Source organism: Paenarthrobacter sp. AR 02 (assembly GCF_021538675.1).
Taxonomy (GTDB): domain Bacteria; phylum Actinomycetota; class Actinomycetes; order Actinomycetales; family Micrococcaceae; genus Arthrobacter.
The window spans coordinates 93,817-107,644 of record NZ_JAJUKH010000012.1; the positions used below are offsets into that span (position 1 = coordinate 93,817).

Genomic DNA, 13,828 nt, shown 5'->3' on the forward strand with positions numbered 1-13,828 from the left:
AGATCAGAGGGGCATGTCAATCCATTCAGTTCCCTCGGGGCTCAACTCTACGGACCCTGCCGTCAGCGACGCCAACTTGCCCTGGGCCTTGGCTATCTCTGCGGGGTTGTCCGCGAGGGCCAGCCGAAGGATGGTGTGCCTGGCCTCGTAACCGGTTTCGGCCATGACGTAACCTGCGCCTCGGAGTTCATTTTCGAGGCGGCCCGCTTCTGCGTGCGGGACTTCCACTGCACATAGCCGCAACCGTCGGCGGTTCACCAGGGGAGCGGACTCCAAGGCTGACGAGACGGACTCCGAATAGGCGCGCACCAGCCCTCCCGCACCCAGCAGGATCCCACCGAAATAGCGCACGACGACGACACTTACGTCGCTCAGGTCGGTCACCTGCGGTGCTGTTTCGCGTTTGATGAGGGCTTCGAGCATGGGAATGCCGGCCGTTCCCGAGGGCTCACCGTCATCACTGGAGCGTTGGACCATGCGGTCCGGCCCGATGATGAACGCAGAGCAATGGTGGCGGGCGTCATGGAATTCCCGCCGCAAGTCCGACACGAGCGAACGGGCGGTCTCCTCGTCAGGCGAACGACGCAGGACGGTAATGAACCTGGATCGGCGGATTTCCAGTTCGTGGCGGATATCAGGTCCCGCGGCCAGCGTTGTGTAGGTTGTTGCGCGGCTGTCGTCCTCAATTTCCACCGCTTCAGTCTAGTGTTGAGTGGTGTTGAAGATTGGGCTGACGGGCGGCATCGCCTCGGGAAAATCACTGGTCGCGTCACGGCTGCAGGAATTGGGCGCTGTCCTCGTCGACGCTGACGCCCTTGCACGGCAGGTGGTGGAACCCGGCACTCCCGGCCTGGAGCGGGTGGTGGAGGCGTTCGGTCAGGGCATCCTCGACCAGGACGGACGGCTGGACCGGCCCCAGCTGGGCTCCATCGTGTTTGGCAACGCCGGGAAGCGGGAAGTGCTCAACGGCATCATCCACCCGCTGGTCCGTGAAGCCGCCGCGGCGGTCGTAGCAGCTGCCGGCGCCGGTGACGTCGTGGTGCAGGACATTCCGCTGTTGGTTGAGACAGGGCAGGGCAGTAACTTCCACCTGGTGTTGGTGGTGGATGCGCCGGACGACGTGCGCCTGCAGCGGATGGTGGAGTTTCGCGGTATGGCACCGGACGATGCCCGTTCCCGTATCGCTGCCCAGGCGACGCGCGAAACCCGCAATGCCGCCGCTGACGTTGTGTTGACCAACGTAGGCACGCGGGAGGAACTGCTGGCCCGCGTCGACGTCCTCTGGGAGCAACGCCTGGTGCCGTTCGTGGAGAACCTGCGCCATGGCAAACGCGCTCCAAGGCCGGGTGCAGCCGTCATGGTCCCCGCCGACCCCACGTGGAGCCTGCAGGCCGGGCGGCTCGCGGCCCGCATCGCTGCGTCCGCTCCGGGGGAGATCCTAGCCGTTGACCACATAGGCTCGACGTCCGTGCCCGGTTTGGCAGCCAAGGACGTTATCGATCTCCAGGTCACGGTAGCTGATCCGGGAACGGCAGACCGGATAGCACCGCTGCTCGCCGCTGCCGGCTATCCCGCTGTCCCAAACATCACCCATGACACGCCAAAACCCTCCCTTCCGGATGCCCGGCAGTGGGAAAAGAGGTTCCATGCCAACGCGGACCCGGGCCGGCCGGTGAACCTGCACGTTCGGGCGGCAGGGTCAGCCGGGTGGCGCTATGCCCTGCAGTTCCGTGACTGGCTGCGAGCCGAACCCTCTGCTGTGCGTCTCTACGAAGAGCACAAGCGGGAGCTCGCAGCCCAACATTCCGAAGACCTGGACACCGCTGCCTACGCGGACGCCAAGGAACCGTGGTTCACCGTTGTGGCGTGGCCGCTCATGGATGAGTGGGCTGCCCGCACGGGGTGGGTGCCGCCGTCGTATTCCTCTTCCGCTGATGGCAAACGCGGACAGTAGCTGTCCTCGGACGGGGGTAGATTTGATTCATGAGCCTTGCCCAGGAAATCAACCGTGTCGTCGCACCGTTCGAAGTGATCAGCGAGTTCAAACCCGCCGGTGACCAGCCGACCGCCATTGCTGAGCTGACAGAACGCATCAACAACGGCGAAAAAGACGTCGTCCTCCTCGGCGCCACAGGTACAGGCAAAAGCGCCACGACGGCGTGGCTCATCGAGCAGGTCCAGCGGCCCACCCTGGTGATGGTCCAGAACAAAACCCTCGCTGCGCAGTTGGCCAATGAATTCCGCGAACTGCTGCCCAACAACGCGGTGGAGTACTTCGTCTCCTACTACGACTACTACCAGCCGGAAGCATATGTAGCGCAGACGGACACCTTCATCGAGAAGGACTCCTCCATCAACGAGGAAGTCGAACGTCTGCGCCACTCCGCCACCAACGCGCTGCTCACCCGCCGCGACGTCATCGTGGTGGCAACGGTGTCCTGCATCTACGGCCTGGGCACGCCGGAAGAATACATTGCCGGAATGGTCACCCTCCGCAAGGGAGCGGAGATGAACCGGGACCACCTGCTGCGCAGGTTCGTTTCCATGCAGTACACCCGCAACGACATGGACTTCCACCGGGGAACATTCCGGGTCCGGGGCGACACCGTGGAAATTATCCCGATGTATGAAGAACTGGCCATCAGGATCGAATTCTTTGGCGATGAAATCGAGAATATCCAGACCCTGCATCCGCTGACCGGAGAAGTGCTCCGGGAGGAAGAGGAAATGTACGTGTTCCCGGCCTCCCACTATGTGGCCGGACCGGAAAGGATGGCACGTGCCATCAAGCGGATCGAGGACGAACTTGCCGACCGCTTGAAAGTGCTCGAGGGGCAGAACAAGCTGGTGGAAGCGCAACGGCTTCGGATGCGCACCACGTACGACCTCGAGATGATGCAGCAGATGGGCTTCTGCAACGGCATCGAGAACTATTCGGTACATATTGACGGCCGCGCACCCGGGACGGCGCCCCACTGCCTGCTGGATTACTTCCCCGACGACTTCCTCCTGGTCGTTGACGAGTCGCACGTCACGATTCCCCAGATCGGTGCCATGTACGAGGGCGACATGTCCCGCAAGCGAAACCTGGTTGACTTCGGTTTCCGGCTGCCCTCCGCCATGGACAACAGGCCCCTGAAATGGGACGAGTTCCTGGAACGGATCGGCCAAACCGTTTACCTCTCCGCCACCCCTGGCAAATATGAGCTGGGTAAGGCCGATGGCTTTGTCCAGCAGATCATTCGTCCCACGGGGCTCATCGATCCCGAGGTTGTGGTCAAGCCCACCAAGGGCCAGATTGACGACCTCCTGGGGGAGATCAGGACACGGACCGAAAAGAACGAACGCGTCCTTGTCACCACCCTGACAAAGAGGATGGCGGAAGACCTCACCGACTACCTGGTGGGCCACGGCGTCAAAGTGGAATACCTCCACTCCGACGTCGACACCCTGCGCCGCGTCGAGTTGCTCCGCGAGCTCCGCATGGGCGTCTTCGATGTCCTGGTGGGCATCAACCTGCTCCGTGAAGGCCTCGACCTGCCCGAAGTCTCCCTTGTCAGCATCCTCGACGCGGACAAGGAAGGCTTCCTGCGTTCCTCGACGTCCTTGATCCAGACCATCGGCCGTGCTGCACGCAACGTTTCGGGCCAAGTGCACATGTACGCGGACAAGATCACGGACTCCATGGCCCACGCCATTGAGGAGACCAACCGTCGCCGTGCCATCCAGGTCCAGTACAACACCGACCATGGCATTGACCCTCAGCCGCTGCGCAAGAAGATCGCCGATATCACCGACCAGCTGGCCAAGGAGGACGCCGACACCCAGGAGCTGCTGAACAACAACCGCCTGGCCAAGGGTGCCAAGCGGGGTAAGTCAGCCGCGAAGGGTGCCGCGACGGTCCGGCAGGACGGGCTCGCTGCAGCTCCCGCTGAGGACCTTGTTGGACTAATTGAGCAGCTCACGGAGCAGATGCACGGGGCGGCGGCCGAGCTGCAGTTCGAAGTGGCTGCCCGGATCCGGGATGAGGTCAAGGAGTTGAAGCGGGAACTAAGGCAGATGCAGTCCGCGGGCCACGCCTAAGGTAAGGTTGGAAGCACGTAGGGGAGTATCCCAAGCGCTAAGTCCGTCAGCACGCAAGGCATGGTTGCCTCGCCGGGCCTAGCGGGTCGCCACGTCAGAGCACTAAGTCTCCAGGCGGCCGGAGAGACTTACACCGCTTTCACGTACCCTGCGAAAGGCCCCTAAATGGAGCTCCCTGTCTGGTTCGAGGTCGGCTCGTTCGTCGTCCTTGGAATTATTCTGCTGATTGACCTCTTGCTGGTCGTCAAACGCCCCCACGAACCCTCAATGAAGGAAGCCGGCCTGTGGGTCGCCTTCTATGTGGCCTTGGCCATGGTCTTCGCCGGAGCAATGTTCTATTTCACCGGTCCGGAGTACGGTAGCCAATTCATCGCGGGCTGGGTTACCGAGTACAGCCTGAGCATCGACAACCTGTTCGTCTTCATCATCATCATGGCCCGGTTCGCGGTGCCCCGTAAGTACCAACAGGAAGTGCTGATGGTGGGTATCATCATCGCCTTGGTCCTTCGGGGAATCTTCATTGCACTCGGCGCTGTAGTCATCGAGCAGTTCAGCTGGGTGTTCTACATCTTTGGCGCGTTCCTGCTGTGGACTGCCTGGAAGCAGGCCAAGGACTCCGGTGAAGATGAGGAAGAAGGCGCCGAGAACCCGCTTATTGCGCGCCTCCGCAAGGTCCTGCCCATGTCGGAGAAGTTCGACGGCGGCAAGTTGCGGACCACCGTTAACGGCAAGAAGGTCTTCACCCCCATGCTGATCGTCTTCGTGACCATCGGCCTCACAGACCTCCTGTTTGCTGTCGACTCCATCCCGGCGATCTTCGGGCTTACCCAAAGCGCGTTCATCGTCTTCACCGCGAACATCTTCGCGCTGATGGGCCTGCGCCAGTTGTACTTCCTGCTCGGCGGTCTGATGACACGCCTGGTTTACCTGAAGCACGCACTGTCCGTGATCCTGGCGTTCATTGGCGTCAAGCTGGTCTTCCACGCCATGCACGTCAACGAACTGCCCTTCATCAACGGTGGCCACCACATCGAGTGGGCTCCGGAGATCCCCACGTACGTCTCGCTCGCGGTCATCGTCGGAACCATCATTGTGGCAGTCGTGGCCAGCCTCCTGAGCCCGGCAGCCGGCAAAGCCAAGATGGATGCCAGGCTGGAAGAGGACGCACGAAAGAGCCTGAGCGAAGCCGAATAACAGGCTTGGATCGTTGTAGTCTCATGAAGTGAACACCACTTCGACGACGGCGCTGGACCCTCAACGGGTCCAGCGCCGTTCCGTTTTCCTGCTCAGCTCAGCCCAGCTCCTGAGCGGAGTCGGCAACGGAGCCACGTTGTCCATCGGGTCACTCCTGGCTGTGGACCTGACCGGTTCTGAGGCCTGGGCGGGTTCCATTACAACGGTCCTGACCCTGGCCGCAGCGATCGCGGCCCTACCGTTGGCACGGTTGGCGGAGTCGCGGGGGCGCCGTGTTGGTCTTGTGACGGGTTTGGTGGCAGCAATGGCGGGGGCGCTTCTCATCATCGTTTCCGTGATGAGCCAACTCTTCGTCGTCCTGCTGTTGGGTGCGGCGTTGCTGGGGCTTGGTAACGCGGCGAACCTCCAGGCGAGGTTTGCCGCCGTCGACCTTGCGCAACCCGAGCACCGTGGCCGGTCGCTCTCGACGGTGGTCTGGGCGATCACCATCGGCGCGGTCGCAGGGCCGAACCTGATCCAGCCCGGCGCTGTCGTCGGAGCCGCTTTGGGCCTGCCTCCGATCGTTGGACCGTTCGTGTTTTCCGCGGCTGGGCTGCTGCTGGCAGCCGTTCTGCTATTCGTCGGCCTACGGCCGGATCCCTTGCTGCTGGCCCGTCGTCTGGCCGCCGCCGATGGGCCAGGCGAGGCAGGGGAGAAACCCATCAGGGGCACTGTCGGGTCCGGACTCCGGGCTGTCCGCTCGTCGCCGCAGGCGATGCTGGCGCTCACGGCGGTGGTGGGCGCCCACGGCGTGATGGTGGCTGTCATGTCCATGACGCCATTGCATTTGCAGCAGCTGCTGGGTGGATCGCATCAGGGGCACCACGGCGGCACCACCGACAGCACGGACGCCTTGGTGATCATAGGCGTGACCATTTCGCTGCACATTGCGGGAATGTACGCCTTGTCGCCATTATGGGGCTGGCTGACGGACAGGGCCGGGCGGCTGCAGACCATCGCTCTGGGGCACGGCCTCTTGCTGCTGGCCGTGTTCATCGCCGGCTTCGGGCAGCACGAACCCGTCCTGGTCACCAGCGGACTGATCCTGCTCGGCCTGGGCTGGTCCGCAGCCACGATTGCCGGCTCAACCTTGCTGGCAGAGAGCGTCGCACCAGGCCAACGCGTCACTGTGCAGGGCGTATCGGACACGCTGATGGGCGCAGCCGGAGCGGTGGGCGGTGCCACCTCAGGGTTGCTTCTGGCCTGGATCGGCTACCAGGGCCTCAACATCGCTTCGAGCATGGTGGCGGCGGCAGTGCTGGCCCTCGCCGGCGTTGCGGCCTTACGGGGACCCCTCCGCCACGCAGGGTAGTCCCGCGACAGAGCTAGCGGGCAGTCCGGACCATGCCCAGCAACCGTCCGAAGATGCCTTCACCGTCCTCGCCAATGCCATCGTGGTGGAAATCGGCGGTGACCCACGGCTGGAGCCCACGCACGGCGGCTGCCGTCTCCAGTGAAAGGTCATGGTCAACGTAAATGTCGTCCTTGTACACCGCAGCCGCAACAGGCACAGTGTTGGTTGCCAACCGCTCGGTGTCGTACAAGGGCTTCCAGTCCTTCTTGCTGGCCAGCAGGGCGGCCACCTCGCGCATTGGGGCGAGGGATGGGTCCTGCTCGAAGTACCACGGATACACCATTTCGCCGGTGAGCAGCGGCGCTTCAGCACCGGGCTCGAACTCGGGGTAGTCCCGCAGGACCCTCCAAGCGGCCCAATCCGTGGCCTCGTCCTGGCCGTAGATTGACTCGTGCATCACGGCGTAGAGGGGATTGGTTCCCCTGCTCACCAGCGCCCGCACTTGTTCGAGGAACGACTCAGAGAGCCGCGGGCCGTTACTGGTCTCGATGAACGCATCCTCCAGGAGGTAATGCAGTGCATCAACCCTGCCGTTGCCTCCCAGGAATGATCCCACCATTTGGAACCGCTCAGGCGTCAGCCGCTCGCCACTGGCCAGGAACTCCGGCTGCTCCTCCAGATGGCGCACAATCCGGGTGACAAGTTCCCGGTCCTCGGGATACCAGGAAAAGTACTCGGCGTTACGGGCCGCGACACGGCGGAAGGTGGCCTGGTACACGCGGTCGGCCGCACCCTGGAGTGGGGCCAGCCCGCCCGTAATCAGCACTTCCCGCAGTCCTTCGGGCGCAAAGGACAGGTACGTCAAGGCACAGAACCCGCCGAAGCTTTGGCCCAGGACGGACCAGGGTCCCGAGTCCAGGACCGATCGGATGTGCTCAGCGTCGGCAACGATGGAATCCGCGCGGAAATGCGTCAGGTACTCCGCCTGCGCCTCCGCATCTCCCCGTCGTTCCAGACTCTTGGGCTCGACGGGGGTGGACAACCCCGTGCCGCGTTGGTCGAGCATGAGGATCCGGAAATCCTTAGCGGCGGCTTTCATCCACCCGGAGAGGGAAGTGACCCTGTTGCCCCGGCCACCCGGGCCGCCCTGGAGGTACAGGAGCCAGGGCAAGCGGCTGGCAGCTTCGGGGGTGTGCGCGGTGGAGGAGTATTCACGGGCGAATACCGAGATGGTTTCGCCGGAACCGGTCGGGCTCTCCGCTGCGTGGTCCAGGGGGACTGTGAAGTAGTGCTCCACGGTTCGGATCCCACGGAATTCGTGGCGGCCGCGGATACTGTGGCCGTCGTTGGGCAGCACGGTTTCAGCCACGGGTGAGTGCCTGGTTAGCGGGGTCGGAAGTCGCGCCAAAGGCTTCAAGCGCGTCACCTGTCAGGCGGAATGTTGACCACTCCGCCATGGGGAAGGCTCCAAGGTTCTTATAGAAGTTGATCGAGGGCTCGTTCCAGTTCAGGACACTCCACTCGACGCGCGCATATCCACGTTCGACGGCGGTTGCGGCCAGGTGCTGCAACAGCGCCTTGCCGTGGCCCTCGCCGCGCGCATCCGGTTCCACATAAAGGTCCTCAAGGTAGATACCGTGGACCCCCTCCCACGTGGAGTAGTTCAGGAACCACAAAGCAAAGCCCTGCACCGTGCCCGCGGCATTCTCGGCGATGGTGGCGTATACCCGGGGGTTGTCCCCAAAGAGGACGTCCGAAAGCATCTCAGGAGTGTTCTTGACGGCGTCCGGTTCCTTCTCGTAGATCGCAAGATCGTGGATCATACGAAGGATTGCGGGAACGTCTTCAACTGTGGCGGGTCGGATTACACTCATGGCATCGAGCTTACTAGGGGAGATCGGCCTGCCGCCGCCAGGCCAACACCGAGGATCCGTACCTTACGGGCGGCTCCCGGTACATCAGCTGCGTGCCTCCCACCAGGAGGGGCGGCGCCACGTACTTGAGAGTCCCATAGGGACTGTCCGTGACAACGACGTCAGGTTCCGGCAGCGGACCGGTTGCAACATCCCCGTAGTCCCGGGGCAGGGCAAAAAGTTCCTCGGCGGTCCGCGCCAGTGACATCCTGGCCACCCCACCGCGTCCTGTATGAAGCCGTTCGCCCAGCAAAGCGATGACGGCGGCAGCCAGTCCGTACCCTGTGGCATGGTCCAGCGCCTGGACAGGCAAGGCGCCGGGCTTCCACCCTGCGTCGTCGTGCTGACTGTATCGTTCGGCGATCCCCGTCGCTGCCTGGACCAGACTGTCGAATCCGCGTCGCCCCTTCCACGGTCCGCCCTGGCCCCACGCCGTCAAGGTGGCGACGACGAGGCCGGGCCTGCCAGCCAACAGCGCACCGGGCCCCAGACCGAAACGGTCCAGGCCGCCGTCGTGGTATCCCGTGACCACAACGTCGGCCGAAGCAACCAGCCCGTTGATGACGCCCAAGTCCGCGGTCCGGCCGAGATCCGCCTCGGCGCTTCGCTTATCGAAACCTGAATCGACGAAAGCGTCCGTCAATTCCGGAAGCTGGGGCGGGTCGATGCGTAGTACGTCCGCGCCGAGGGCCCCCAGGAGCCGAGTTGCGGTGGGGCCGGCAATGACACGGGTCAGGTCCAGGACCCGTAATCCGTCCAGCGGCAGCCTTGGGTTGCCGGCAGGAAACCACGCCGTCCGGTGCAAGGCGGCAGCATGCTCAGCCGAAGATTCGATGTCGATCCAGCCGCCGGAGGCCGCCGCATGATGCATCGGCGAGGCGAGCCATTCGGTGCGGCTCCGGACGGCCGCAGCCACGCCCTTGTTGGCCACGATCGCGGCCTCGGCCTCCAGGGAGGTCATCGACAAGAGCGTACGGTCCACGTCCTGTGGGCTGGTCGCTGAAAGGGCTTCCAGCAAACGGGCAGCATGGTGGGGATAGTTGGCGTGAAGGCGGATCCAGCCATCCTTCGTGGGCCTGAAGCCCGACATCGGAGCAAAGCCCACTGGTTTCTGCCCAGCGATTCTCAGGTGCCCCAGTGAATCGAATGCAGCCGCCGCAGGAGCGGCTGAGGTGGAATACCTGCCGGGAGATCCGGTGAGTGCGTTGAGCGCAGTTGCCACCGCTTGGACTGAGCCGAGCGCGAGGCCTTCGACGTCCAATGCACCACCCCACCACCGGCGCGGACCGTCGCAAGCAGCGGGAGGCACTTCAACCAATGCCTCAAGTTTCCGCAGGCCTGCACCGAGGTCGGGGATGGTTCCCATGGGATTCCCGCTCAGAGCCTGTTGACGTCCGTCACGCGGACCACTGCAGTGCCGGACTCGTCGGAGGCTGCCAGGTCCACTTCGGCCGATATGCCCCAGTCGTGGTTGCCTGCCGGGTCATCGAAGATTTGCCGGACCTTCCACGTGCCGGGCTCTTCGGTGATGATGAGCAAACCGGGTCCGCGCGCGTCGGGTCCGGTGCCGATGTCGTCGTGTTCGTCAAAGTAATCGTCCAACACGTCTTCCCAACGCCCGGCATCCCAGCCGGCATCGGCGTCGAGTTCGCCCAAGGCACTGGAATCCTCGTCGGCGAAAAGTTCGACCCTGCGGAACATCTCGTTACGGACCATTACCCGGAAAGCCCGGATATTGGACGTCAGCGACGGAGGCGGGGGCGGTGGCGCATCGTGCGGCGTTGGGGCAGCCCCTGAGGTGAGTTCTTCCCATTCATCCAGCAAGCTGGAGTCCACCTGGCGCACCAGTTCCCCCAGCCATGCGATCAGGTCTTCGAGATCCTCACGGAGCAGGTCCTGGGGAACGGTCTGCCGGAGGGCCCGGAAACCGTCCGCCAGATAACGGAGGACGATGCCCTCCGAACGCGCCAAGCCGTAGAACTGGACGAACTCCCCGAAGTTCATGGCGCGCTCATACATGTCACGGATGATCGATTTCGGTGCGAGCTCAAAGTCGCCAACCCATGGGGCTGCCTTGCGGTACACCTCGAAGGCTTCGCCCAGGATTTCGGCCAACGGCATGGGGTAGGTTACTTCGTCGAGCATGGCCATGCGCTGGTCGTACTCGATGCCGTCAGCCTTCATGGCCGCAACAGCTTCACCCCGTGCCTTCTTTTGCTGGGCGGAGAGTATTTGCCGTGGCTTCTCAAGCGTTGACTCGATCACGGAAACAACATCAAGGGCGTACGACGGCGACTCCGGATCAAGCAACTCCAACGCGGCAAGGGCGAAGGGAGACAACGGCTGGTTCAGTGCAAAGTTGGCCTGCAGGTGCACTGTGAGGCGAACCGAGCGCCCCTCGGCTTCCTGCTGGTCCTCAGGGATCCGTTCAACAACTCCTGCTGCCAGGAGCTCACGGTAGGTTCCCAAGGCTTTCTTCATCAGTTTCAGCTGCGCGGGCCGGCTCTCATGGTTTTCGCTCAGAAGCCTGCGGGTTGCCTGGAACGGGTCACCCGGACGTTCCATGAGATTCAGGAGCATCGCGTGGGTGACGGTGAAGCTGGACGTCAGCGGCTCCGGTATGGACTCCACCAGTTTGTTGAACGTCGGCTCGCCCCAGGAAACAAACCCCTCCGGCGGTTTCTTCTTGACCACCTGGCGCAGCTTCTTTTGGTCGTCGCCGAACTTGGCCGTGGCCTTGGCCATGGCTTTGGTGTTCTCCACCACGTGTTCGGGAGCCTGGACCACCACCGTGCCTGCAGTGTCGTAGCCGGCACGGCCTGCGCGGCCGGCGATCTGGTGGAACTCACGGGAGTTCAGGGGGCGGGTTCGAACGCCGTCGTATTTACTTAGGGCCGTCAACAGCACAGTGCGGATGGGCACATTGATGCCAACACCCAACGTGTCAGTGCCGCAAATAACCTTCAGGAGTCCTGCTTGGGCCAGTTGCTCCACCAAGCGGCGATACTTCGGAAGCATTCCGGCGTGGTGGACGCCGATGCCGTGGCGGACCAGCCTGTTGAGGGTCTTTCCGAATCCGGCGGCAAACCTGAAGCCCGCGATGAGTTCAGCGATCCGGTCCTTCTCGTCACGGCTGCACATGTTGATGCTCATGAGGTTCTGGGCGCGCTCAATGGCTTCGGCTTGGCTGAAGTGGACCACATACACCGGAACCTGCTTGGTGGCGAGCAGCTCCTCAAGGGTCTCGTGGACAGGCGTCACCTGGTAGTAGTAGTGCAGCGGGATGGGGCGTTCGGCCGAGCTCACAGTGGTGGTGGAGCGGCCGGTGAGATCCGTCAGGCCGGCCTCGAAGCGCGTCACATCGCCCAACGTCGCGGACATAAGGAGGAACTGGGCCTGGGGGAGTTCCAGCAATGGCACCTGCCAGGCCCACCCCCGTTGCGGGTCGGAGTAAAAGTGGAACTCGTCCATGATGACGGAGCCCAGCTCGGCAGAAGCACCCTCGCGGAGGGCGATGTTCGCGAGGATCTCAGCTGTACAGCAAATGATCGGCGCATCCTGGTTCACCCCGGAGTCACCGGTGATCATGCCAACGTTCTCTGCGCCGAAAATGTCGCACAGGGCGAAGAACTTTTCCGACACCAGCGCCTTGATGGGGGCGGTGTAGTAGCTCCGTTGGCCGCGCGCCATGGCTTCGAAGTGCGCAGCGATCGCCACCAGGGACTTTCCGGAGCCCGTGGGAGTGGCAAGGATGACGTTGGCGCCCGAGGCGAGCTCCATGATCGCTTCGTCCTGGGCCGGGTACAGCTGAAGCCCGCGGCTCTCCGTCCACTCCACGAACCGTGTGTATATTTCGTCCGGGTCCAGGGGACCGGTATCGGGGGAACCGGGAAGCTGCTCAAGAAGTTTCATTGGTTTCCAGCTTAGTGCCCGCACGGTTTAGGCTCGGCCCAGCAGCGATGCCAGAAGCGAGGAGGCTCTAATGAAGTGGGACCCGTCCAAATACATCGAGTTCGGTAACCACCGGGACAGGCCGTTCCATGACCTCGTGGGGAGGGTCCAGGCCAGTCACCCGCGCAAGGTGGTGGATCTCGGTTGCGGCCCCGGAAACCTGACGGCGACGCTGACCGATCGCTGGCCTGGAGCCCGCGTGGTAGGTATTGACTCCTCTGCCGACATGCTAAGCAAAGCCGAATCGTTGGCGAAAGACACCGCGCAGTTGTCGTTCCAGCTTGGCGACATCGCACAGTGGGAACCGGATGCGGATACTGATGTGGTTGTCACGAACGCCGCACTCCAATGGGTACCGGGGCATCAGGAGATGGTGTTTGCTTGGCTGCGCGACCTCAAACCCGGCGCATGGTTCGCCATGCAGGTACCGGGAAATTTCACTTCTCCGTCCCATGCACTGATGCGCGGACTTGCGGAGTCACCCCGCTGGTCGCCCCACTTGTCGGGCGTCCTTCGGCACGATGGCGCGGTAGGCAGTCCTGCGGACTACCTGGGGATCATGCTCGACGCCGGTTGTACGGCTGACGCTTGGGAGACCACCTACCAGCAGGTACTGACCGGCGAAGACCCTGTTCTGGAGTGGGTCCGCGGCACGGGCTTGCGACCTGTGCTGGCGGCTTTGTCCGCGGAGGAAGCCGCAGACTTCGAGCAGGAATACGCCGCGATGCTGCGGGAAGCTTATCCGGCCACGAAACACGGCACAGTTTTTCCTTTCCGGCGGATCTTTGCGGTCGCGCGCAAGAATTGAACCCCGGATTGCCGCCAATTCCAGCAGCCGACAGTTTCCCCCGCCGGACCGGCTTGTCCCGTACCGGCGTCGCTGGTCTAATTTTCGACATGGACCATGGACGTTTCGAACCCCTCACGCCGCGCACGACGCCGGTGACCGGCCGGAGTCACTGATGACTCCTACAGGCGATTTTCCCGGCACCTGGCGTCCCAATACCGGGAGCGCCGTCGCACTCTTTGAACAGTTACGCCTTCGGATCATTGAACTCGTGGACTCCGGAATCCTTGCGGTCGGGTCGAAACTTCCTCCCGTTCGAAATCTTGCAGGTGCACTGGATGTTGCGCCGCATACAGTGGCCCGTGCCTACAAGGAGCTCGAAGCGGCCGGCGTTGTGGCTACCCGGGGGAGGAACGGCACGGTGGTCTGCGCGCGGGATGACCGATGGGGAGCGCTGGCAGGCGTAGCTGCCGAATATGCGGCCGCCGCAAAAGCACAGGGGGCTTCCTTCGCTGAAGCGGTGCAGCTTTTCGCGGCCGCCTACGACGCCGACTGATACCGATCAGT

General features: G+C 63.2%; 11 protein-coding genes. 6 read left to right on the top strand and 5 right to left on the bottom strand.

What is annotated here, in order from left to right; genetic code table 11:
- Positions 1-3: 3 nt before the first annotated feature.
- On the bottom strand, positions 4-693 hold the full coding sequence (locus LRQ04_RS18190) for a YigZ family protein (protein WP_235521709.1): 690 nt from the start codon (positions 691-693) through the stop codon (positions 4-6).
- 22 nt (positions 694-715) lie between these two features.
- Here LRQ04_RS18190 and coaE point away from each other — a divergent pair, with 22 nt between their 5' ends.
- The 4 genes from coaE (at position 716) to LRQ04_RS18210 (ending at position 6,628) form a co-directional block, all read left to right on the top strand.
- Positions 716-1,954 carry a dephospho-CoA kinase gene (coaE, locus tag LRQ04_RS18195; RefSeq protein WP_235521710.1) on the top strand — a complete coding sequence of 413 codons (1,239 nt, stop codon included), beginning with the start codon at positions 716-718 and terminating at the stop codon, positions 1,952-1,954.
- A 29-nt stretch (positions 1,955-1,983) separates the two neighbouring features.
- Positions 1,984-4,083 (top strand): excinuclease ABC subunit UvrB, encoded by a 2,100-nt coding sequence (uvrB, locus tag LRQ04_RS18200; protein WP_235521711.1) that lies wholly within the window; start codon positions 1,984-1,986, stop codon positions 4,081-4,083.
- 165 nt (positions 4,084-4,248) lie between these two features.
- Positions 4,249-5,277 carry a TerC family protein gene (locus tag LRQ04_RS18205; RefSeq protein WP_235521712.1) on the top strand — a complete coding sequence of 343 codons (1,029 nt, stop codon included), beginning with the start codon at positions 4,249-4,251 and terminating at the stop codon, positions 5,275-5,277.
- A gap of 28 nt (positions 5,278-5,305) precedes the next feature.
- Positions 5,306-6,628 (top strand): MFS transporter, encoded by a 1,323-nt coding sequence (locus LRQ04_RS18210; RefSeq protein ID WP_235521713.1) that lies wholly within the window; start codon positions 5,306-5,308, stop codon positions 6,626-6,628.
- Between the two features lie 13 nt (positions 6,629-6,641).
- Here LRQ04_RS18210 and LRQ04_RS18215 read toward each other — a convergent pair whose 3' ends face one another.
- Genes LRQ04_RS18215 through LRQ04_RS18230 form a run of 4 tightly spaced genes read right to left on the bottom strand, consistent with a single transcriptional unit; the run spans position 6,642 to position 12,435 of the window.
- Positions 6,642-7,979, bottom strand: coding sequence for an alpha/beta fold hydrolase (locus LRQ04_RS18215; RefSeq protein ID WP_235521714.1), 1,338 nt, complete (start codon positions 7,977-7,979; stop codon positions 6,642-6,644).
- Positions 7,972-8,484, bottom strand: coding sequence for a GNAT family N-acetyltransferase (locus LRQ04_RS18220; RefSeq protein WP_235521715.1), 513 nt, complete (start codon positions 8,482-8,484; stop codon positions 7,972-7,974). Before LRQ04_RS18220 ends, LRQ04_RS18215 begins: the two co-directional genes overlap by 8 nt.
- A 13-nt stretch (positions 8,485-8,497) precedes the next feature.
- Entirely contained in the window at positions 8,498-9,889 is a 1,392-nt protein-coding gene (locus LRQ04_RS18225) for a CoA transferase (protein ID WP_235521716.1), read from the bottom strand.
- Between the two features lie 11 nt (positions 9,890-9,900).
- Positions 9,901-12,435 (bottom strand): RNA helicase, encoded by a 2,535-nt coding sequence (locus LRQ04_RS18230; protein ID WP_235521717.1) that lies wholly within the window; start codon positions 12,433-12,435, stop codon positions 9,901-9,903.
- 70 nt (positions 12,436-12,505) lie between these two features.
- Here LRQ04_RS18230 and LRQ04_RS18235 point away from each other — a divergent pair, with 70 nt between their 5' ends.
- Positions 12,506-13,282, top strand: a complete 777-nt coding sequence (locus LRQ04_RS18235; RefSeq protein WP_235521718.1) for a trans-aconitate 2-methyltransferase — start codon at positions 12,506-12,508, stop codon at positions 13,280-13,282.
- Between the two features lie 154 nt (positions 13,283-13,436).
- Positions 13,437-13,817: a GntR family transcriptional regulator gene (locus tag LRQ04_RS18240; protein WP_235521719.1), complete on the top strand. Its 381-nt coding sequence runs from the start codon at positions 13,437-13,439 to the stop codon at positions 13,815-13,817.
- The last annotated feature ends 11 nt before the right edge of the window (positions 13,818-13,828 follow it).

Excerpts from the sequence above, each read along its gene's own strand:
- LRQ04_RS18230 (WP_235521717.1), bottom strand. The coding sequence starts at position 12,435 with ATGAAACTTCTTGAGCAGCTTCCCGGTTCCCCCGATACCGGTCCCCTG.
- LRQ04_RS18220 (WP_235521715.1), bottom strand. The coding sequence starts at position 8,484 with ATGAGTGTAATCCGACCCGCCACAGTTGAAGACGTTCCCGCAATCCTT.
- LRQ04_RS18225 (WP_235521716.1), bottom strand. The coding sequence starts at position 9,889 with ATGGGAACCATCCCCGACCTCGGTGCAGGCCTGCGGAAACTTGAGGCA.
- LRQ04_RS18235 (WP_235521718.1), top strand. The coding sequence starts at position 12,506 with ATGAAGTGGGACCCGTCCAAATACATCGAGTTCGGTAACCACCGGGAC.
- LRQ04_RS18240 (WP_235521719.1), top strand. The coding sequence starts at position 13,437 with ATGACTCCTACAGGCGATTTTCCCGGCACCTGGCGTCCCAATACCGGG.
- uvrB (WP_235521711.1), top strand. The coding sequence starts at position 1,984 with ATGAGCCTTGCCCAGGAAATCAACCGTGTCGTCGCACCGTTCGAAGTG.
- LRQ04_RS18205 (WP_235521712.1), top strand. The coding sequence starts at position 4,249 with ATGGAGCTCCCTGTCTGGTTCGAGGTCGGCTCGTTCGTCGTCCTTGGA.